Genomic DNA, 21,203 nt, shown 5'->3' with positions numbered 1-21,203 from the left:
CTCCCAAAAGGTCCGTCAGCGTTCCAACACGCGACGCCAATACTCAACGCTATCTTCCAACTCCGAATATACCTTGTCATCACGCTCTTCAAACGGGTGGCCGATTTCAAGGAACAGCTGTACTTTGCGCCGCCCAGATTTCCGAAGGGAATCCATAACTTTGTCGAGATGTATAACCCCACCGGCGTTTTTCTCTTTCGTAAAAGGCCAATGTCTATCTAGCCTTCCGTCTGTTTGCTGCAAGTGAATGATATTTGCGGCATCCGCCGTCCGTTCAATCCAATAATATGGATCTCGCTCCGATTGCGGCGTTTCCTCACTGGTAAAATGGCCGAGGTCCAAGCACAACTCAAATCGGGTTCGTTCTTCACCAGCAGAACGTTGGTTGATAGAATTCAAAAAATCAATGCTTTCCTGGACCGTGACGACTCCCTCACGACGGACAGGCGTTTGCTCCCATAAAAAGGTTTGAATTCCATAACGTTGTTTTGCAACTGCTAATAAATAATCCAAACTTTCTAATGCCGATTCTTCTAACCTAGAACGCAGTTCACTATCTTTGAAGGAACGAATGTCCAAGCCGCCAATCGGTCCGCCCGTTGTGTTGACTCCTAAGTAGTTGGTCATAGCAAACGCTTTCTCAAACCAGTCAAGCGCATCCTTGCGTCCCTCTTGTAAAGGGTGATAGAGTAGGTTGTGACTATAGATTGAAAGCCCGGCGAAGGTTGAATGAATTCGAACTCCGTACCGTTCGCAGCAGTTTCGGACTTTGTCGCAATAACTACGTAAACCTTCGACTTCGGACCTTGGGTCATATTGATCGAAAGAAAATTGAATAAGGTCTAACCCGAAGTCTTCTTTGCCTCCTCGCTGTTTTAGGTGGGTAAAGCGAAGGACAACTTGCCTAGCAACAGGTAAATCATAGAGATATAGTTCTCGACGTTGCGATAACCCTTCGCTCTTCGTTTCATGGCTTGGATGAGACTGTTCATACTTTCAATCAGGGCATTATTCACTCTGCTATCAAACCAAGACAGTATGCCAGTTTGGTGGCGGCGAATGGTTTTAGCGGCGTCAATCATTGGTTTGAGCCGCGAATGCGTGGCCCAGAAGTACCACTTGTCCAGAAACGGCTTGGCAAGGGACTTTGGCTGTATCCAAAGCTCTTTGAATGTCAGCATCATCTGGTATGCCTTTGCCGTCTTGAGATTTAAGTGCCGAAGCTCCTGTAATCGCTCTTTTTGCTTGCTTGTCAAATTGTGCTCATTCTTCAGCCAAATGTACCTGGATTGTTTGAGCATGGGCTGTGTGCGTTGTTCTTCACGGCGTACTTTGTCCACCGCTTCACCGATTACTTTCGTAACATGGAACTTGTCAAATGTGAGTGAAGCGTCAGGAAAGTATTTGTGAACACCAGCAATAAATGCTGGAGACATGTCGGAGCAGACAGTTTCGATTTCATCTGGGTCGCCGCCATGTCGCGTGAAATCATCGACGAATCGCGTAAGGGTACTCATGTCTTTGCCATGCGTGACGAAGATTACCCGTCTTTGCTCTGTATCTGCAACAACGGTCACGTAGTGATGACCGCGAGCTGTAGAGGTTTCGTCAACCGCAATGTGGTGAACATCTGAGAAGTCTTGTGATTCGCGAGCCTGATTCACATAGTGGCGAACGATACGCCAGATACGGGTATCATGTTCCCCGACTAGACGTGCAACTGCCAGAACGGGCATCTCGCGAACCAGTTGAAGGATGAATGCCTCGAAGCCGTATGAGAAATGCCCGCGTTTGCGTGCCCAGGGCACTTCGATGGTCCGTACACCCCCTTGTCCTTCGAGCAATCATGGCACCAGATTCGAGGCACTTTGGCGTGAATGTATGTGTCGTGCTCAAAGTGATTGAGGTGCCTCCATGAGCGAGTGTCGCGGTCGTAGATGTCCGTGTTCTGACTGCCGCAATTTGGGCATGGGAACTTGGTTCCATCTTTGTAGTCGACCGTGATGTCAAGACGTTTATTCTCTTTGCTGAATTCAACCGAAGTAACATGCCAGGGAGATTGAACGCCAATAGAGTGATTGAACAAGTCAAGAACGGGATCGGACATTTGGATAACCTCCTGTTACGTCAAGAGAGCGTGGAATACCGACCAACGGGAGGATATGCCGCGAAAGCTCTTGACGGATGCCCAACTTGGCATCCTACAAGTCATGTCAAGCCGACAACAAGGAGGCATTGACCCTAACTCTGGTTTGCCAATGGGTTTTTATACCTCCATGATTGACTTGTTCAACCCATCTCAACCAGCGAAGAGCCTCTTCTTTGACCAACCGAACCCAATCTTCCGGGTTTGCCCAACGCTTAATCGCAAAGTTCGTGCAGATTCCAAGCTTAACCTCGGTCATCGTCCACCCGCCTTCCTGTTAGAAATGGACCTGTGTTTTGAATCCGTTTTCGCTTGTTTGCAAAAAATGTTCCGATTTGTCTATATATTGTTTGTTTTAGTTTAAATCAAACAAATGTCAACATTCAAGGTCTATTTGAACTTTTGTCGGATGTATAGTTTCCCAAGCATAAACAAGACTGATACCAAGCGTATCAGTCTCGTTAGATTTATCGTTTTTTTAATCAAGCCGCTCTGTGGCATCTATCATAGCCATTCAGTATCAGCGGTGACTTTCATTTGAGAACTGGAGTTCCTCGCTTAGCGCCTGTCCGGATCTTACTTTATCGCTTTCGATGAAATCAGGTCCTCAACCTCTGCATTGGTAGGCATGGCTGCAGCACAACTATGTCGCGAAACAACAATTGCGCCGGATGCGCATGCGTATTCAAGCCTCCGCTCAACTTCCCAACTTTGTAGCAAACCATAGGTGTAACCCGCTCCGAAAGCGTCACCCGCACCAAGCGTATTTAATACATCCACCTTAAAAGCCGGTGTATTTCTTACCCCTTCGGGCCCTACATATAAGACGCCCTCTCCGCCACGCTTTGCAACGACCTGCTGCGGTCCATACGCCAAGACATTTCGGCAAGCCTCTAACGGGTCACCTCCACCCCCGACAAACTCAAGCTCGGGTTCATTCGCAATAACAACATCAGCGAGCCGAAGCGCCAGACGATAGTACAGAGACGCTTCACTTTCATTCGTCCAAAACTGAGGTCTCCAGTCGATGTCCAAAACATTTACCCCACCTGTACTACGGTTGTACTCGAGGGCTTCAAGTGCGGCATCTCTACCCGGAGCGACAGCCAATGCAGTACAGGCCACCACCAGTATTTTGGCTTTGCCAAGTGCTTCCCGGTCTAAATCAGTAATTTCGATGTTTGCGTCGGCACAAGGTTTTCTATAAAAAAGAACTGTTGAGTCACTAGGCGGGGTTATCGCTGCAAAGGCTAAGCCCGTTGGGTAGTTCGGGTCTTCATGAACCATGCGGGTATTTACACCTTCACGAATCAACGTCTCCTTTAAAAACTGTCCATGGCCATCCTTTCCCACTCGGCTAATCATGCCTACGTTGGCACCGTGTCGAGCTAACCCAACGGCGGTATTTCCGGCGGAACCTCCTAAGTACTTATTAAAAGAATTGACATCCTTCATCGGCACTCCGATATCATTTGCGTATAAATCAACAATCAATCGTCCTAGGGTATAGACTTCAGGCCGTCCCATGTTATCACCTCTTGTTGTTTCCCTTTAACTACTTCAACGAGCTTCGTCGCTACATTGACAGGTGAATCCCCATCCTCTGGATAAAGAACCCCACGCCCAATCATCAGTCCCCGAATATTTATACCAGCCTCGAGAGCGTTTCTTACGTTTTCCAACATTTGTCCCGGTTTCCCAGGGGACATCCCGCCAAGAAGAACGATTGGACACGTTGTTGCTGCCGCTACACGCTTCATTTCCTGAACCATCGGAAGCTTTATCCAGCGGTGCGCCGTACTATGCCCCATCGCGGACGCAACCCCGACGAGTCGGACCAAGTCGTCGGCTGTTCCTGACGATGTCAAGGGTTCTAAAAAACAAGGTAACTCGTAGTCTTCTAACTCATTCAGTGCATCGACACAATACTTCATTGTCCGATGTGAATCACGGATTTCTGGGTCTAAACGAAACAACAGCTTTCCGGCATCTAGATTCATATAGCGAATCGATTTTGCAGTATAACCCGTCACAAAATCGTCAAGCTCAAACTCCGTGTTTGCCAAGCCGCCACGGTTCATGGAACCTACCAACACTTTGTTGTCTACAAAGTTCGGTCCACCAGCTTCTGTTACAATGTGATTTAGTAACAGGACTTCCTCCATTACGTCCGGTGTGGCCAACAGACCGTCGACTCCCGGCTGCATAAGGACAGAGATAATGCGGTGCAACAAATCATTGCGATTTGCCATTGCCCACGGATTGCCGCCAGCTGCCACAACCCTTCTTCCTGGATGATCCATGGCAACAATGACAAGTTTATCGCGTTCCCACTTGCTTCTTCGAATCCTGCGTGCAGCTAACACTTTGATTCGTTCCGGTTCTTCAAGACGATAACGAAGAATCTCATTGATTAAGTTCAACGACATTGTCACCTCAGTTTTTTCTTGAAATGGAGTGCTTGTATCTAAAATTGCCTCAAACGAGGCACACAACGACTGAGTGCTATTTTGACGTCTCTCCGAGCATGACTTTAAGTGCTCCCTTAGCTATGACTGTCTTGAACGCATCTTCCCAATTCTCTAAACTCCACACGCCCGACACCACAGCTTCATCAGTGACAGCGCCATCTTCAAGCAACGTTAAAGCCCGGGTCCACGCCGACGGGATAGATGCGTTTGTCCCTGTTACGACGAGTTCTTTGTAACAAACCATATCCATGTTGACCGGGATGGACTTCCCATACAATCCGATTTGTCCGTAACGACCACGCTTTCGCACAACATCAAAAAGAAGCGAAGCGGATGGGCCTGCTCCGGAGCACTCTAGGACTACCGGCGCCCCTCCCTCTGTCATCTCCACGATTTGAGAGACGACCGCCTCATAGTCCGTGGCTTCCACATTTATCACACTGGATGCTCCCAGCTTTTGGGCCGCCTTTAATCGTTCTGCATCCTGCGTAATACCAAGCATGATAACCTTTCCGCCAGCTGCGCGAGCCACCTGTAGGGCGAGAAGCCCCATAGGACCTGGCCCAGAGATCACAACCCATTCCCCCGGTTGAATCCGGACTTGGTTGAGAGCATGAACCGTACACGCAAGAGGTTCGGTTAACGCTGCAGCTGTCCAACTGACGTGATCCGGTATTTTATGTAGATTGACTGCTGGCACTTCGACAAACTCTGCCATGCCTCCGTCAACTGCTGACCCAATTGATCGCCTGTCCGTACAGAGATTGGGTCTACCACCACGGCAATACTCACATTGCCCACAGACAGAAAAGTAACTTTCGGTAATTACCTTGTCTCCCACAGACCAAGAATGGACACCAGGTCCTAACTTGACAATCTCTCCAGCTACTTCATGCCCTAATGTAACCGGCACCTGGTGCGGAAACTCGTCTTGCATAATGTGGATATCGGTTCCACAGATTCCGGCAGCTTTCACCTTGAGAAGTACGTTTCCATGTTGAGGAGTCGGTTTTGCCATTTCTTCAAGTTGCAGCGTTCCTTTACCTGAAGTAACTTTTCGTAACGCTTTCATTTTCCACGCCTCCATTCTAGTGTTACAAATTGCCGTTTTGTACCAAAGGATAGAACCTTCCAATCTCAAACGTTAGTTCAAACGCATTCGCTACACAGCGCGTTTCAACAACCTCAAACCACTCGCCGTTTGCTTCATAACTGATTTTTTCAATGCCAAGGACTGGGTCGCCTGGATTTAAGTTGAGGACTTCAGACGTTTTCCTATCGGCGAATCCAGCAAAAACAATATACTTAGCAGTCTCAGGGGTAACGCCGCGAGTACGCTTTAATATTTTAAGTACAGAGTTGTGTTCGATATCCTGATGTACAAGGATACTCGCGAAACTTTCCGGAAAATAAGAGACCTGATAGATTAGCGGTCTACCGTCAATCAGTCGTAGCCTAGCCAGCTTATATACCTTCATTCCTTCATTCAGGCCAAGTTTTTCAGTGAGGTGTTTGTTAAGAACAGATTCAGTTTGCTCTAGTACCCTCGACTCAACATTTTCTCCCAACGAATTAATGTCATCCGACAAACTTGTCACTTCTGTAAAGTTAAGCGGCCTTCGGACACGTCTTTTTTGAACAATTGTTCCCCGTCCCCGTACGCGGACAAGCAAACCTTCTGATAATAGTTCGGTAATCGCTTGCCTTACTGTCATCCGACTGACACCAAATTGATTAGCTAATTCTGGCTCAGAGGGTAATTTGGAAAGGGAGTGTAATTCGATGTCATTTTTTAATGATTCTGCAATCTGTCGGTACAACGGAATACTACTTGTTCTGTCGATATCACACTTCATCAGAAACACCCTTTAGAAGGTTAAGATTAATCTCACACACAGTATGGTATACGACGTGGAGCCCCCCCAAGAAATAATGAAATTTGTATAGTATGTCTAGACAAATTCATTCTAATTCTCAATTCCAAGGAAGTAAAGAAACCAGAAAAGGGATTTCGCGGTTCATACCGCAAAATCCCTTTTCTATAAGATATCAGACTTTCGTTGGTGTCGAGGGCGGGACTTGAACCCGCACGGGTTTCCCCACACGCCCCTCAAACGTGCGCGTCTGCCGATTCCGCCACCCCGACATGTAATGAATCGACATTAAACGTCAACGCACTAAATTATATAACAAGTACCCGATCACTGTCAATGTACCATAGAAGGCTCGACTCAATCCCCCTTCTACGTGACCGGGTACTCACTTCTCCAGGCTTTGTCCGAACCGTAGATTTTTTGATACAAGTGGTAATTGTAGAATACCCGGTCTACGAAGTGACGCGTTTCTCCGACGGGAATTTGGTCAATGTTCTCTAGCTTCCCATTCCAAACTCCGTCCTGGAGCCAACCCATGACTCGTTTCGGTCCACCATTATATGCCGCAACGGCAGCGACCTCGTTTCCGTTAAACTGCTTGATCAAACTTTGAACATACCAACTGCCAATGAGAATGTTGTACTGCGGACTCGCGAGCTGCTTGGCATCACTGGGAAGTCGTCTCACTGCTGCTCCGGAGCCCGTGTTCTGGTGGCGAATCGTGTCCGCAATCCACTGCGCCGTGTCAGGCATCAGCTGCATGAGACCCACAGCTCCCGCATGAGAGACATCTTGCGAATGAAACTTACTCTCCACACGAATGATGCTTGCGACAAGAAGTGGATCGACGTGCGCGAACTCCGCCGAACTCTGTATTTCCTCCTGGTAATGGATCGGATACATCATTCTCCAGAAGGAATTTGTCGATATGACAACAAGTACAACAATCAGCAAACATGCAGCCAGAAGGGACCTACGATTTAGAACGACGAACTTTGGCCCGCGGTTCGTTGGCTGCGAATCTTTGTCCATACTGCTTGCACCTGCTCCCGTGTATTATCAATGTCGCCACTGTTGTCGATCACGTACGTGGCTAGGCTCCTTTTTTCTTCAATGGGCATTTGCGCTTCCATTCGCGCTCGTGCGTCCTCTTCACTGAGTCCGTCTCGAGCCATCAAGCGACCGAGCTGGACGTCAGGTGACGTATACACCAGAACTGTACAGTCCACGAGGTATTTCGTATCTCCTTCAAATAAGAGTGGTACATCCCAAATAACGGGTTCGTTCGGATGCGCCTGTATGTAAGTCTCCGTCTCCTGACGCATTCCCTGTCGAATACGCGGATGTGTGATAGCGTTCAAACGTAACCTAGCTTCACTATCCGCAAAAATGATTCGACCTAGTTCTTGACGGTTGAGGGCTCCGTCAGACGTGAGAACGCGTGTTCCAAATGCCTCGACAACTTCACGCAGGCCATCCGATCCGGGTTCAACCACGCGACGCGCCCATACATCCGCATCAACGACGTATGCGCCAAGCTCACGAAACATGTTCGAGACGGTACTTTTTCCTGTTGCGATACCACCAGTCAATCCGACGATCACGCCACATCACACCTCCGGCAATTCCAGCACTTATGACTCTTGCACGCTGGACTGCGTCACTCAGTTGTCGTTTCGCCGCCGTCCCCCGCGAGCTTGGCAGTGGGGGCAAAAGTGGGTTCCACGACCGCCCAATTTGATCTTTTCTATGGCCTGTCCACATACGAAGCATGGTTGCCCCTGCCTTGCATAGACGTTTAACTGCATCTGGAATCCACCGTGCCGACCATAGCCGTTCACGTACGTGCGAACGGAACTGCCGCCAGCTTCGATAGCGCGGCTCAGGACGTTCCGGATGGCGCCTAAGAGTAGTTCGCAGCGGCCTTGGCCGATCCGGCTCGCTTTCGTCAAAGGATGAATTCCAGACAGAAAGAGAGCTTCATCAACATAGATATTCCCCAGTCCGGCAATACACACCTGATCGAGCAATACAGACTTGATTGGGGCAGACCGACTATGTAGCCGAGTATAGAAGACATTCGGGGTAAGGACTGGATCAAACGGCTCCGGACCTAAGTTCACAAGGCCGGATGGCCTCTCCTCATCGTCCGCAAGTGCGTCCATGGTGCCAAATTGACGAACATCACGATATCGCAATTCGGTCCCATCTGACATCCCGAAAATGACGTGCGTGTGAGACGCAAGTGGCTCGTCCCGATCAGCCACACGGTATTGACCCTCCATGCGAAGATGTGAAATCATCGTGAATGGCTCCATGTCGAACACGAGGTACTTACCGCGTCGGTGGATCGCGTGAATTGTTCGCCCAACCAGCCGTTCCTCAAACTCAGGGACTGAGGGAAAGCGGATGATGCGTGGCAACCGAACAGTGACATAGGTCACCGTCTTCCCCACAACAAGCGATGTGAGACCTCGGCGGATGGTTTCGACCTCTGGTAATTCCGGCACCACGCATCCTCCTCTCTATCGAATAAGGTATTACGTATTCTCGAACCACATTCTATTCTATTTCGCGTCGTACCAAGTCTTGCCATGCGATATATCCACTTTCAACGGAACGTTGAGCGTAATGGCATTTTCCATTTTCTCACGAACCAGTTCTGTCAGTTCCTCCAATTCATCGCTTGGGCATTCGAAGATCAATTCATCGTGAACCTGCAACAACATCCGAGCATCCAACTGAGAATCGCCGAGTGCCTCATCGATATGCACCATGGCGAGTTTAATGATATCTGCAGCGGTACCTTGAATGGGTGTATTCATGGCAGTTCGTTCCGCAAAACTTCGTAAATGAAAATTCCTACCGCGAATATCAGGTAAGTACCGTCGGCGATTCATGAGTGTCGATACATACCCTTGTTGCCTCGCTTGCCCAACGATGTCATCCATATATGCCTTCACGCCGGGGAACTTTCGAAAATACTCTTCAATAAATTTCTTCGCTTCTTTTTGCGGGATGTTGAGATTCTGGGCGAGGCCAAAATCACTTATCCCATAAACAATGCCGAAGTTTACAGCTTTCGCTTGGCGACGCATGAGAGACGTCACTTCTTCAACAGGGACTTCAAAGACATCACTGGCCGTCCGCGTGTGAATATCCATACCACTGCGGAAGGCATCAATCAACGCTTCGTCCCCAGACAGATGGGCCAGGATGCGAAGTTCAACCTGCGAGTAGTCGGCGGAAACAATTGACCAATCATCATACGTTGCATCGAACACCTGGCGGAGTTTGCGTCCCTCTTCCAAGCGGATCGGGATGTTTTGCAAATTTGGTTCGCTGCTGGACAGTCGCCCAGTTGCCGTCAGCGCCTGATGGAAACGGGTGTGAATTCGATCCGTCTCCTTCCGAATCACTTTCAAGAGCCCGTCTACATAAGTTGATTGTAGTTTGGCCAATTGGCGATAGTCCAAGATTTTTTGCACGATTTCATGATAGGGTGCAAGCTTCTCGAGTACATCGGCACTCGTGGAATATCCAGATTTGGTCTTTTTCACGGCTGGGAGATTGAGCTTTTCGAACAAAATCTCCCCAAGCTGCTTGGGTGAGTTTACGTTGAACTCTGTGCCGGCGAGATCGTATATATTTTCAGTTAGACTCGCGATCCGGCCGGACAAGTCTTCACCAAACGCGCGAAGTTTGTCGGCATTGACGTGAAATCCCGTAATTTCCATTTTGGCGAGAACAAATGACAATGGCATCTCGATGTTCCGATACAAGTCATCCAATGCCTGTGCGTCAAGCGCACTGTGGAGCTGCTGGTACAGATCGGGAAGTTCTTGTGCGATCCGACACAACAGTGCTTCTCGATGTTCCACGGTTTTCGCAACTGACGGGACTCTCACATGCGACTCCCGCGCCAGGATCTCCTCAAGTTCCACTTCGCCATCCGTTGGATTGAGAAGATACGCCGCCAGTTTCACATCATTCCAGCGACCACTTGAGTGGATATTGATTCCGTGCGCATCGAGCACAAACGCCAACGATTTGATGTCAAAAACGACCTTGTCGTGGGAGGATTTCAGCCATGTCTTCAGATCCGACAGTTCCAGATCTCCTGTGAGCGAAATGTAGAATGCCGCGTCCCGTGACGCAAGTGCTACACCGTTCACATCCGCAGCGTGATAGTCGGCCGAGTTGAGATCAAACACGCAACCAGTGACACCGCCAAGTTCAGCCCACACTCGTTCCAATTGTTCCGCACTCGTTACGCGTTGAAACTCCGTCTGTTGCCAATCTGCGTCGTCCGTGTCACCAGCATTTCCTGAAGTTGTCGAATCACTCATTTCCTCGGAAATCTTGTCGATCAGTGACTGAAACTCAAGTTCCCTGAACACCTCGACGACAGCGCTACTGTCGAACCCTGTGTATACCAGATCATCGATTGCAGTCGATACGGGAACGTCGCATGCAATCGTAGCTAATTTCTTGGACAGGAGAGCACCATCCCGGTGTGTCTCCAATTTTTCGCGAAGCTTTGAACCGCTCACTTCATCCAAGTGCTCGAGAACCTCTTCTACCGTTGGTCTTGCAGTCAACAACTTGATGGCTGTTTTTTCTCCAACACCAGGTACACCCGGGATGTTATCCGAGGAGTCACCCATTAGACCTTTCAAATCGACAATCTGTTCGGGTCTCAAGCTATATCTATCATATACACCTTGAACATCATAATGATCCATTTCCGTAATCCCGCGACGGGTCAACAAAGCATGCACGTGATCCGTCACCAACTGCAATAAATCTTTATCTCCAGACACTATACGCGTCGTGATTTCCTGTGCATCGGCCTGTTTCGCCAGCGTACCGATAATGTCGTCTGCTTCATACCCTTCAACTTCCAGGACTGGAATGGAGAATGCATGCAAGAGAGACCTCACGAGGGGGAACTGTTCTGCCAATTCATCCGGAGTCTTTTGGCGCGTCCCCTTATACGAATTGTATATGTCATGACGGAAATTCTTCTTTGATTTATCAAACGCGACTGCCATATGTGTAGGGTTTTCATCTTGAAGCAACTTTAAGAGCATCAATGTAAACCCGTAAACTGCATTTGTCTGCTGCCCGCTCCGATTCGACAACGGAGGTAGCGCAAAAAACGCTCGATACAAAATGCTGTTTCCATCAATTAAAAGGAGCTTTGTAGCTTGCGTAGACATAAGCCACCTCATTCGGGGATTGGGGAGACGAAAATTTATACGTTCACCTTTATTATTCTAACATAGGTGGCTTGTCGACATCGCTCTATTCACGGCTGGAAATTAAAAAAGACTGTACGCCTAGGCAATCTCCAGGCGTACAGTCTTTCTTGACGCAAGGTTATTTTATTTAACAACCTGAATGACTTTGCGGACCGATTCAGCCGACTTATCCAGTGCGGCTTTTTCTTCAGGAAGAAGTTCCAGTTCAACGATCTTTTCGATACCATTTGCACCCAAGACAGTTGGTACGCCGAGGAAGAGGTTGTCATAACCAAATTCCCCTTCGAGATAAGCGATGGCTGGAAGCAGACGACGTTTATCCTTGATAATGGACTCAGCCATTTGCGTAAGCGAAGCCGCTGGTGCGTAGTACGCGCTACCGTTTCCAAGCAGGCCAACGATCTCGCCACCACCCGTACGTGTGCGCTGCACGATTTCTTCAATGCGCTCCTTGGACAAGAACTTCTCCAGCGGTACACCGCCGACGTTAGAGTACCGAACGAGCGGTACCATATCGTCGCCATGCACGCCGAGGACGAAACCGTGAACGTCTTCAACGGAGATGCCGAGTTCTTCCGCAACAAACGTATTGAAACGAGCCGTATCAAGGACACCAGCTTGGCCGATCACACGATTCTTCGAGAACCCGCTGGCTTTGAACGCTACGTAAGTCATGGCGTCGACCGGGTTGCTCAGCACGACGATGATGGTGTTCGGGGAATACTTGACGACCTGTTCCGTAACTGACTTGACGATCCCCGCGTTGGTGTTAACGAGATCGTCGCGGCTCATACCTGGTTTGCGAGCTACGCCAGCGGTGATGATCACCAAGTCGGAATCAGCTGTGTCTTCGTAGTTCGACGTTCCAATAATTCGTGAATCGGCTCCGATGACAGGCATAGCTTCCGCCATGTCGAGCGCCTTGCCTTTAGTTGGGTTTTCCATCTGAGGGATGTCGAGTAAAACGACGTCGCCCAGTTCCTTCATAGCGATCATGAGAGCCGTTGTTGCGCCGGTGAAACCAGCACCGATGACAGAAATCTTTTTCCGTTTCAACATTACATGTCGCTTCCTTTCGCGCATAGGGAAAGCACCCGAGACAGGTGTATCCCCGTCGCGGCCGCTTTCAATGTGATTACATATTCTTGATGATCTGGTCTCCAAATTCGGAGCATTTCACTTCAGTTGCACCTTCCATTAGACGAGCAAAGTCGTACGTAACAACCTTTTGCTCAATGGATTTTTCGATGGCGCTCGTGATGAGATCAGCTGCTTCCTGCCAGCCTAGGTGCTCAAGCATCATTACGCCAGACAGAATAACAGAACCTGGGTTGACCTTGTCAAGTCCTGCATACTTCGGCGCCGTACCGTGGGTTGCTTCGAACACGGCGTGTCCTGAAACGTAATTGATGTTCGCGCCAGGTGCGATGCCAATGCCGCCAACTTGTGCAGCCAAAGCGTCCGACACATAGTCACCGTTCAGGTTAAGCGTTGCGATCACGTCGTACTCGGCAGGACGAGTGAGAATCTGCTGCAAGAAAGCGTCAGCAATGACGTCTTTGACAATGATCTTGCCAGCTGCCTGAGCATCTGCCTGGGCTTTGTTAGCAGCATCTGTACCTTGGGCTTCTTTAATGCGGTCATATTCAACCCACGTAAACGCTTGATCCCGAAACTCTCTTTCCGCTAGTTCATAACCCCAGTTCTTGAAGGCACCCTCGGTGAACTTCATGATGTTGCCCTTGTGAACGAGTGTGACACTCTTGCGATTGTGTTGGATAGCGTAGTTGATAGCCGCACGGACAAGGCGCTCCGTACCTTCACGAGATACCGGCTTGATGCCAATACCAGAGGTTTCTGGGAAACGGATTTTCTTAACGCCCATTTCCTTTTGAAGGAAGTCGATTACCTTTTTAACTTCCGGTGTCCCTTCAGCCCACTCGACACCCGCGTAGATGTCTTCCGAGTTTTCGCGGAAGATGACCATGTCAACTTGTTCAGGGTGACGAACTGGGGAAGGTACGCCTTGGAAGTAACGTACTGGACGTAAACATACATACAAGTCCAACTCTTGGCGAAGCGCCACATTCAATGAACGGATGCCACCGCCCACTGGCGTCGTCAAAGGTCCCTTGATGCTGACAATGTATTCGGTCAATGCTTTGAGTGTATCTTCTGGGAGCCATTCATTATACTTATTGAAAGCCTTTTCTCCGGCGTATACTTCATACCAAGCTATTTTTCGCTTGCCACCATACGCCTTCTCTACAGCTGCGTCGAAAACGCGTTGCGATGCGCGCCAGATGTCCGGGCCAGTCCCATCGCCTTCGATAAATGGAATAATCGGGTGATCAGGTACATTCAACTTCCCATCCTGCAACGAAATCGGTTTCCCAGTTGCCGGAGGGGCATAATGTTTGAAATCAGGCATGACAGGCCCTCCCGTATGTAAGAGTTTACTTGCTTATGATAGCACATTGGTAAAGACCCGCCAACGTTACCAAAGCCGTCTGCGCGCAGGGATCGTCACTTTCACTATGAAGGAACGCGTGTCCTTTTCTATCTCTAGTGTTCCTTTCATTCGTTGCGCCAGACGGCGTACAATTTGTAGTCCAACCCCGCGTTCCGGCGATCTGGTAGCGCTACCATTCGCCTTGGGTGCCACGGAGTTCTCAATACACAGGTGTACACGCCGCCCGTCTCCAGTTAGTTCCCAATTGACAGGTTTCGCGGGATCGGCGTGATCGAGCACGTTTTTAAATAAGGTACTGACCAATCTCTCCCATTCTCCCGGTGTCGTCTCGACAAACAAGCCAGGCTCCGCTCGGCCCGAGATGTGGATCCCCTGCGATAGCCCGAGGCCCCCGTAGCGTTCCGCAATTTCCTCAAGTATGTCGGATACTGCTACAGGTTCCGTTGGTTGCTGTGATACGCCGGATCGAAGCCGTGAGAGGAACAACATGTCCGAAACCATTCGGGACGCGCGTTCAATTTCGTGTCGAACATCGAGCGCTGTTTCAGCATCCACGTTCCGACTGGACATCATTGCATTGACAGTGGCGAGCGGGGTCTGCAACTCATGTGACAATTCTAGCACTGTGTCTCGGTAGGCCGTCCATGCACGCTGAGTGGGTCGCATCAGCCTCTGCGCCAAGAATAAATCCCCAACCAAGGCCACGACGAATCCGATACTCCCCACAGTCCACATGAGACTTAAAGCATGGCTCAGCATGGAGCGCTCCTCTGTGATGAGTGTATAAACATATGCCGGATCGTTTTCATCGTTCAACACAGTATGAAACGCGTAGAGGCGGTACGGATCCCCGCGGTACGAAATTTCTGCATAGTGATTGTCGGTGACGTTTGCTTTGATCACAGAAAGCGGGATCGGGTCTCTCATGGAGCTCACCACTCCGGATTTCGTCTCGACGTAAAAGTAGACGTTCTGGCCTCGATTATCTCGTAAATCATGTGGATCATCTGGACGAACTCCCAGTTGTTTATCGTGAACGAGATCGCGTACCGAATCGGTTTGGTCGGCGAGTGCACTCTGTCCATCCTTCGTCAGCTCACTGCTCAGTTCTCGGTAAACTGCCGCGCCGAGAAGCACGAGCAAGAGGCCGGTACTGACGACGAGCAGCCCCACTATCGTCAAATACATCCGGCGAAACATCGCTTATTGTTCCTCCATCTGTAATTGATAGCCCCGGCCTCGAATGGTTTGAATAGCACGCTTCCACCCGAGATTGGCACATTTTTTACGAAGGAAGTAAATATACGTGTCGAGGGCGCTGTCGGCCACTTCGGCGTCGGGTCCCCAGACGCGACCGATGAGTTGATCACGGGTCATGACTTGGCCCTGGTGGCGGAATAGGCACTCCATCAATGCGAATTCTTTGCTGGTCAACTCCAAGACCTTGCCTCGAAACTCCAGTGTCCTCGTCTTCGTGCGAATGGTCGCCCGGCCGTAAGACAAGGTCTCGTTGTCCGAGAGCGATGGCACTCGCCGGACGAGGGCACTGACTCTGGCGATCAGTTCTTCAGGAGCGAACGGTTTCCCCAGGTAGTCGTCCGCTCCGGCATTGAGCCCTTCGACTCGATCCTGCGTTTCATTCTTTACAGTTAGCATTAAAATCGGCGTGTTGCACCCTGTCTCTCGCAAATCGGATATGACATTGATGCCGGTCCCGTCCGGCAACATATAATCCAAAACAATACAGTCATAGGCAAGGCTCATCCCCTGCTCGGTGCCTTCGAAGGATGTTCCTACAGCGTCCACTTGAAAACCCGCCTGTTCAAACAACGACACCAGTTCACGTTGCAACTCGAGTTCGTCTTCCACGATAAGTAGTCGCACGCGACGTCCCTTCCTTACCATCCGACATCTTACTGCGATGCAAGGTGCTACAGCGAGTCCACCTTAGAGTGCAACAAATCCGAGTTTCTGCTTGACATCCGCCAAAGTGGATGCGCACATTTCCCGAGCCTTATCGGCCCCGGCCTTAAGAACTAGGTCCACTTCGTCCGACGCGATCAACTCTTTGTAGCGAGCTTGAATAGGTCCCAGACCGTCAACAATGACTTCTGCAAGTTCCTTCTTGAACTGCCCGTAGCCTTTTCCATCAAAATGGGCGGTCACTTGCTCTATTGTCATGTCCGTGAACAGTCCAAAAATCGTCATTAGGTTACTCACAGCTGCTTTTTCCTCGACATCATATCTTACTTCGCGCCCAGAATCCGTGACAGCACGGCTGATCTTCTTGCGAATGACGTCCGCCTCATCCAACATCGAAATGTACGCGCCAGCACTCTCGTCACTCTTGCTCATTTTCTTATCTGGATTCTCCAGGCTCATGATGCGACCGCCGAACTTAGGAATATACGGGTCCGGAACGGCAAACGTTTCCCCAAAGCGATTGTTAAACCGTTCAGCAATATCCCTTGTCAACTCCAGGTGTTGCTTCTGATCTTCACCGACTGGCACCAGATTCGTCTGGTACAGCAAGATATCAGCGGCCATGAGAGCTGGGTAGGTGAACAGTCCCGCCGTCACGACATCCTTGTGAGCAGATTTGTCCTTAAATTGAGTCATCCTGCCCAATTCGCCGTAATATGCAATACATTGCAACATCCATCCAAGCTCCGCATGTGCCGTCACGTGGGACTGGATAAATACAGTTGCTTTGTTCGGATCGATCCCGGCCGCGATATACAAAGCCGCCAGGTTGCGCGAATTCTGACGCAGTTCATGTGGTTCCTGGGGAACGGTAATGGCGTGGAGATCGACTACGCAAAAGAGGCAGTCCGCCTCGTGCTGCAACCTGACGAAGTTTTTCATGGCACCAAGGTAATTGCCGATGGTGAGATTGCCAGATGGCTGAATTCCTGAGAATACGCGTGGCATACAAGATAACCCCTTTCTAAACTACAGACGTTGTCTAAAACGAACATCAAAAAAGCGGAACATTTCACCCCAAAGACATTGGGACGAAACATTCCGCGGTACCACCCATGTTCAGCGACGACAACTCCGTCACTGCGCTCACCAGCAAATGCTGGTTAACCCGATATCGAGGGTCAGGCGAATCAGCCTACAGGATTCCTGTCCCTATCCATTCGGCTGACTGGCTCCAAGGTCCATTCCCTACAGTTCCGCATTGGGCTCCCACCATCCCCAACTCGCTAGTTCCATCCTACAACTGTCCAGGACGAACACGGCCGGATTCGCTGCAAGTACTCTTCCTCTTCAATGCTCAACTCATATAAATTTTGCTTTCCACGATTATATGCCGCGCGATCACAGACTGCAAGCACGGGTGCGGTTCATTATTTGAGGAGTAGCAGACCGGCCCGCTCCGCCGTGCCCGTTAGGCCCCCCGGTGCTTATCCAAAAATGCGACCGCACTGCCGTACGCGTGAATTTCATTCCCCTTTTTGGAGAATCCATGGCCCTCATCATCAAAAACGATATACTCGATCTCGGTCCCCTGTTCGCGCAACGCCGCTACGATCTGGTCAGACTCCGCCTTGACAACTCGCGGATCATTGGCGCCTTGAATGACCAGCATCGGTTTCGTCATGCCCGCCAGGTACGTGATGGGAGAATCTGCGACGAAACGGTCTTTATCCTCGACCGGATCGCCAAGCCATGGCCTCATCATGGGTTTCCAGTGATCAGGCACAGATTCACTAAAGGTGAACAGATTGCTGGGACCGAAAATATCTACACAAGCTTTGAAATAGTCCGCGTGTCGTCCGTGCAGCAACAGGGTCATATAGCCACCGTAGCTTCCGCCGACGAGGAACAGCTTTTCTCGATCCGCACGTCCTTGCTGGATGAGCCACTCAATTCCTTCGATCATGTCCAGCCTCGGCCCATGCCCCCAGTCGCCTTCTACCATTTTCATAAACGTTGCTCCATAACCACTTGAACCGCGAAAATTGGGCGCAAACACGTCGTACCCCGAATACGTAAGATACTGGAAGAATGCCCGATAAAACTTGCGCTCCGCAGCCTGAGGCCCACCATGTGGCCAAACAACGGTGAACCCATTCTTGTTGGCCGGATTGGCGGGAAAAATCAGTCCCTCGATCTCTAACCCGTCAAACGACGGATAAGTAACCACTTCCGCCTCGGACAACTCCTCGTCCGAAACGCCAATGATACGGTTGTTCGTCAACATATTCCAACTTGTCGATCCCGCTTCCAGCCCATAGACATTTCTCGGACGGATGTCACTTTGACCGAGCACGTAAAGCGTACCACTTCCACCGATTTCCAACTGGTCAATGCTCTTAAATGGTGCGTCGATGGACCCTGTCGCCCCCGTCTCCAAGTCATAACGAATCAATCTATCTTCGACGCCACCGCTCACCAGCAAAACGGCTTGATTTGCCTGTTTATCGATCTCAAAACTGGCCACGTCGCAATTCCCTTCTGCGGTATACAGTTTCTTAAATTCACCGGTCGCCGGTGTAAATGACGCAAAATAGAAGAACTCGCTGTCAAAGTTGGTAGCGAGATAGATTTTGTCTTCGTGATATTTGGTTGTAAACGTCGCGTGCACCACCGTCTGGTCTGGTGTGAGACACGTGACTTTGTCACCCTCGTGGAGATAGGCGACGGAGTAAGTATTCGCATGCAACTCAAGTGTGACAAAACTGCTTTCGTCCGGCGCCACATTTCCCAAGTGTGTGGTTACATTGGCGCCCTCGTAGATCACTCGCTCTTCCCCGGTGTCGATGTCGTACACATACCCATTTAGGAAACTGTGGTTATCTTTGTCGGAGCAGTAATAGACGTGTTTCCCATCCTTCCGAAGGCGCGCACCCATAAACCTCCGGCCATGTGCGATCCGCAACGGTTTGAGTGAGCCTCCGTTTGGCGCCACAGCGTACAGCTGCGCATTCTCATCTCCGTCTGTGTCGAAAGCGACAAGCAGATAGTCGCCGCGCGGACTGAACTGAATGTCATGTGGTAACTGGCCCAGTGTGGTCAACTGCGCCGGGTACGGGTGGTTCGGTGACATGGACCAGACGTCGTATTTCCCAGTTAGATTCGTACTAAAAGCAATCTGACGCTCATCTTCGCTCACGGCGAAGGACGATACAGAGTATGTTCGAAAAAATTGCTCAATGGTGACGCGATCGAAATTCACGTGGGTTCCCCCTGCCCTCTTCACCAGATTTCATGATGCTCATTGACGTGACTCTCCCGATTCCTGCGGCCCGCCAGATCACCTTATAACACAAAGCTACCACAATGATAACAAGAGTTGTCAAAATCCTCTATCGATTATGACGGACGCGGTCATTGGGTATGCTTAGGACACCTGAACGTGGCGATCTGCTGCGCCATTGTGTGTACAAATTTCCCTATTGTAGCATAGGATAACGACGCTCGGTTTAACGACGATTTGAAAGTGATGGGTGATTCGAATGGCGAAAATGGACGTACAAAAATGGATCATTGAGAAGTGTCTCAAGGAGAACAAAACGCCGTTTGAACAGAGCGACACCACCTTCACGTGGTCCGGTGATACCCGGGTAAAAAACAAGCGCACGGAGCGTGTTTACCCCGTGCATGTCGAGATACAAGTTCAAGCGGACCGGCGTACAAAAGACCAATTATCCGCATGTCTATGCCGGGAAAGCGGAGTTCGCGTCGAGGACCTACAAATCGTCCATATGATTAACCCCCGCATCAATGGCCACATCAACATCACCGGCTTACCATCTCACAAAGTTCAGACGGATTTCAGCAAATTTCTCAAGCAAATCGTCACGGATGACTAACGGGCGGGATTGATGCCAGCGCCGCGGAGATGGGGGCGGCGGGCGCGGGTTGGGTGGAGCGGCGGCGCCGGGGCGGGCGGCGGGCGCGGGTTGGGGAGCGGCGGCGGGGCGCCGGGGTGCGGATTAGGGGAACGTTGGACCGCTATGCTTTGTAAAAGAGTCTCCGGAGCGCGACAACGGAATGAGATGCTCTTGTTTCAGACTTTGAGTCTACTTTGTGCCACATCGGGGCGATTAACGGATCTTTGTTCCGTAGTTTTACATTCACTGCTGCCGCAATCGTTAATAAAGGACTTGTAGGGATTTAAGACGTAGAGGACCAAGCCCTCGTCAGGACAAGCCGGACACACATTCGCAACAGACTATCATTATGATTCTCTCGATTATACAAGTCTCTTCTCAACATCATCGACATGTTGGCGGTTTCTATGTAGTTTTAATGGCGACTGGGAACCGCGAAAGGTTGATGATCGTGGGCTTTGACCAAGGGTACGAAGCTTTTCTGAACATGCACCGTAAACTTCGCACTGGCGCTCGACTAGAGCGACTTCATTCGGGTTTGGGACACGCGGAACAGGCGTTTCTAAAAAACGTCTGGTGGGCTATGTTCCATCATTTTGAAAATCTACATCCAGAGTACGAAATTCGTGATTACGATGACGGGTACCGCTATCTTGATTTCGCGTACGTTCAACCATACTTTCGGGTTTGTTTTGAAATTGACGGTTTAGGTCCGCACTGGAAGAATATCACCAAGTGGAAGTTTTCTGAGCACCATCAACGTCAAAATGCACTCGTCATCGACGGTTGGTATATCCTCCGTTTCACATACGATGACGTTCAAGAATATCCCAAACTGTGCCAGAAAACAATTCAACAGTTGCTGGGACGATGGCAAATGCAATCCATCGCGTTGGCGTCTCTCTCGGTGCCAGAAAGAGAGATCGTCCGACTGGCAACAAGTGCTAAACATCAGATTACACCGCACGATGTCTGCAAGTTCCTCAACGTAGGCTCAAAACATGCTCGGCATCTGCTCCATGTCCTGGTCGACAAGCGTTGGCTTGAGCCCGCAAGTGGAAACGTTCGTATTACCTCATATCAACTTCACCCATCAAAGGTCAACACGAAGTGGTAATCATCAAGTTGGGAA

Annotated in this window: 17 protein-coding genes, 1 tRNA gene and 2 pseudogenes; 3 read left to right on the top strand and 17 right to left on the bottom strand. The window is 50.0% G+C overall.

The features are described 5' to 3' along the window. Positions 1 to 15: 15 nt before the first annotated feature. A pseudogene (locus NZD86_RS05555) lies at positions 16 to 843 on the bottom strand (sugar phosphate isomerase/epimerase family protein); the annotation flags it as partial. Between the two features lie 32 nt (positions 844 to 875). Continuing rightward, positions 876 to 2,107 (bottom strand): annotated as a pseudogene (locus NZD86_RS05550) (ISL3 family transposase). A 55-nt stretch (positions 2,108 to 2,162) separates the two neighbouring features. On the opposite strand from NZD86_RS05550, the gene NZD86_RS05545 reads away from it, so the two are divergent. Further along, complete coding sequence (locus NZD86_RS05545; protein ID WP_268045493.1) at positions 2,163 to 2,510, top strand: hypothetical protein; 348 nt, start codon at positions 2,163 to 2,165, stop codon at positions 2,508 to 2,510. A 212-nt stretch (positions 2,511 to 2,722) separates the two neighbouring features. On the opposite strand, the gene iolC is transcribed toward NZD86_RS05545, so the two are convergent. From iolC to NZD86_RS05470, 15 genes are all read right to left on the bottom strand, one after another. After that, positions 2,723 to 3,673 (bottom strand): 5-dehydro-2-deoxygluconokinase, encoded by a 951-nt coding sequence (gene iolC, locus NZD86_RS05540; protein ID WP_268045492.1) that lies wholly within the window; start codon positions 3,671 to 3,673, stop codon positions 2,723 to 2,725. After that, a complete protein-coding gene (locus NZD86_RS05535; protein ID WP_268045491.1) occupies positions 3,646 to 4,569 on the bottom strand; it encodes a Cgl0159 family (beta/alpha)8-fold protein in 924 nt (307 codons plus the stop codon). The genes iolC and NZD86_RS05535 overlap by 28 nt, the downstream gene beginning before the upstream one ends. A gap of 82 nt (positions 4,570 to 4,651) precedes the next feature. Beyond that, positions 4,652 to 5,689 (bottom strand): zinc-dependent alcohol dehydrogenase, encoded by a 1,038-nt coding sequence (locus NZD86_RS05530; RefSeq protein WP_268045489.1) that lies wholly within the window; start codon positions 5,687 to 5,689, stop codon positions 4,652 to 4,654. Positions 5,690 to 5,711: 22 nt separating this feature from the next. Continuing rightward, complete coding sequence (locus NZD86_RS05525; RefSeq protein ID WP_268045488.1) at positions 5,712 to 6,473, bottom strand: GntR family transcriptional regulator; 762 nt, start codon at positions 6,471 to 6,473, stop codon at positions 5,712 to 5,714. Between the two features lie 205 nt (positions 6,474 to 6,678). Further along, positions 6,679 to 6,763 (bottom strand) — tRNA-Leu (locus tag NZD86_RS05520). A 97-nt stretch (positions 6,764 to 6,860) separates the two neighbouring features. After that, positions 6,861 to 7,523 (bottom strand): lytic transglycosylase domain-containing protein, encoded by a 663-nt coding sequence (locus NZD86_RS05515; RefSeq protein ID WP_268045487.1) that lies wholly within the window; start codon positions 7,521 to 7,523, stop codon positions 6,861 to 6,863. Next, positions 7,472 to 8,095 (bottom strand): dephospho-CoA kinase, encoded by a 624-nt coding sequence (coaE, locus tag NZD86_RS05510; protein WP_268045486.1) that lies wholly within the window; start codon positions 8,093 to 8,095, stop codon positions 7,472 to 7,474. Before coaE ends, NZD86_RS05515 begins: the two co-directional genes overlap by 52 nt. A 60-nt stretch (positions 8,096 to 8,155) precedes the next feature. Next, positions 8,156 to 9,001, bottom strand: coding sequence for a bifunctional DNA-formamidopyrimidine glycosylase/DNA-(apurinic or apyrimidinic site) lyase (mutM, locus tag NZD86_RS05505; RefSeq protein WP_268045485.1), 846 nt, complete (start codon positions 8,999 to 9,001; stop codon positions 8,156 to 8,158). Between the two features lie 57 nt (positions 9,002 to 9,058). Then, positions 9,059 to 11,713, bottom strand: coding sequence for a DNA polymerase I (polA, locus tag NZD86_RS05500; RefSeq protein ID WP_268045484.1), 2,655 nt, complete (start codon positions 11,711 to 11,713; stop codon positions 9,059 to 9,061). A 165-nt stretch (positions 11,714 to 11,878) separates the two neighbouring features. Beyond that, positions 11,879 to 12,814: a malate dehydrogenase gene (gene mdh / locus NZD86_RS05495; RefSeq protein ID WP_268045483.1), complete on the bottom strand. Its 936-nt coding sequence runs from the start codon at positions 12,812 to 12,814 to the stop codon at positions 11,879 to 11,881. 76 nt (positions 12,815 to 12,890) lie between these two features. Next, the gene (gene icd / locus NZD86_RS05490) at positions 12,891 to 14,186 is read right to left on the bottom strand and encodes an NADP-dependent isocitrate dehydrogenase (protein WP_268045482.1); all 1,296 of its coding nucleotides are present in this window, start codon (positions 14,184 to 14,186) and stop codon (positions 12,891 to 12,893) included. A 66-nt stretch (positions 14,187 to 14,252) separates the two neighbouring features. Next, positions 14,253 to 15,428, bottom strand: a complete 1,176-nt coding sequence (locus NZD86_RS05485) for a sensor histidine kinase (protein WP_268045481.1) — start codon at positions 15,426 to 15,428, stop codon at positions 14,253 to 14,255. Between the two features lie 3 nt (positions 15,429 to 15,431). Further along, complete coding sequence (locus NZD86_RS05480; RefSeq protein ID WP_268045480.1) at positions 15,432 to 16,112, bottom strand: response regulator transcription factor; 681 nt, start codon at positions 16,110 to 16,112, stop codon at positions 15,432 to 15,434. Between the two features lie 63 nt (positions 16,113 to 16,175). Further along, positions 16,176 to 17,159 carry a tryptophan--tRNA ligase gene (trpS, locus tag NZD86_RS05475; protein ID WP_268045479.1) on the bottom strand — a complete coding sequence of 328 codons (984 nt, stop codon included), beginning with the start codon at positions 17,157 to 17,159 and terminating at the stop codon, positions 16,176 to 16,178. 463 nt (positions 17,160 to 17,622) lie between these two features. Next, positions 17,623 to 19,413, bottom strand: a complete 1,791-nt coding sequence (locus tag NZD86_RS05470; RefSeq protein ID WP_268045478.1) for a S9 family peptidase — start codon at positions 19,411 to 19,413, stop codon at positions 17,623 to 17,625. A 280-nt stretch (positions 19,414 to 19,693) separates the two neighbouring features. On the opposite strand from NZD86_RS05470, the gene NZD86_RS05465 reads away from it, so the two are divergent. Further along, complete coding sequence (locus NZD86_RS05465; protein ID WP_268045477.1) at positions 19,694 to 20,050, top strand: hypothetical protein; 357 nt, start codon at positions 19,694 to 19,696, stop codon at positions 20,048 to 20,050. 439 nt (positions 20,051 to 20,489) lie between these two features. Then, a complete protein-coding gene (locus NZD86_RS05460; protein WP_268045476.1) occupies positions 20,490 to 21,188 on the top strand; it encodes a DNA-binding response regulator in 699 nt (232 codons plus the stop codon). Positions 21,189 to 21,203: the final 15 nt, after the last annotated feature.

The organism is Alicyclobacillus dauci (genome assembly GCF_026651605.1).
GTDB lineage: Bacteria > Bacillota > Bacilli > Alicyclobacillales > Alicyclobacillaceae > Alicyclobacillus > Alicyclobacillus dauci.
Note: the sequence above shows the minus strand (reverse complement) of the source record. Positions and strands in the feature narration are given on the sequence as shown.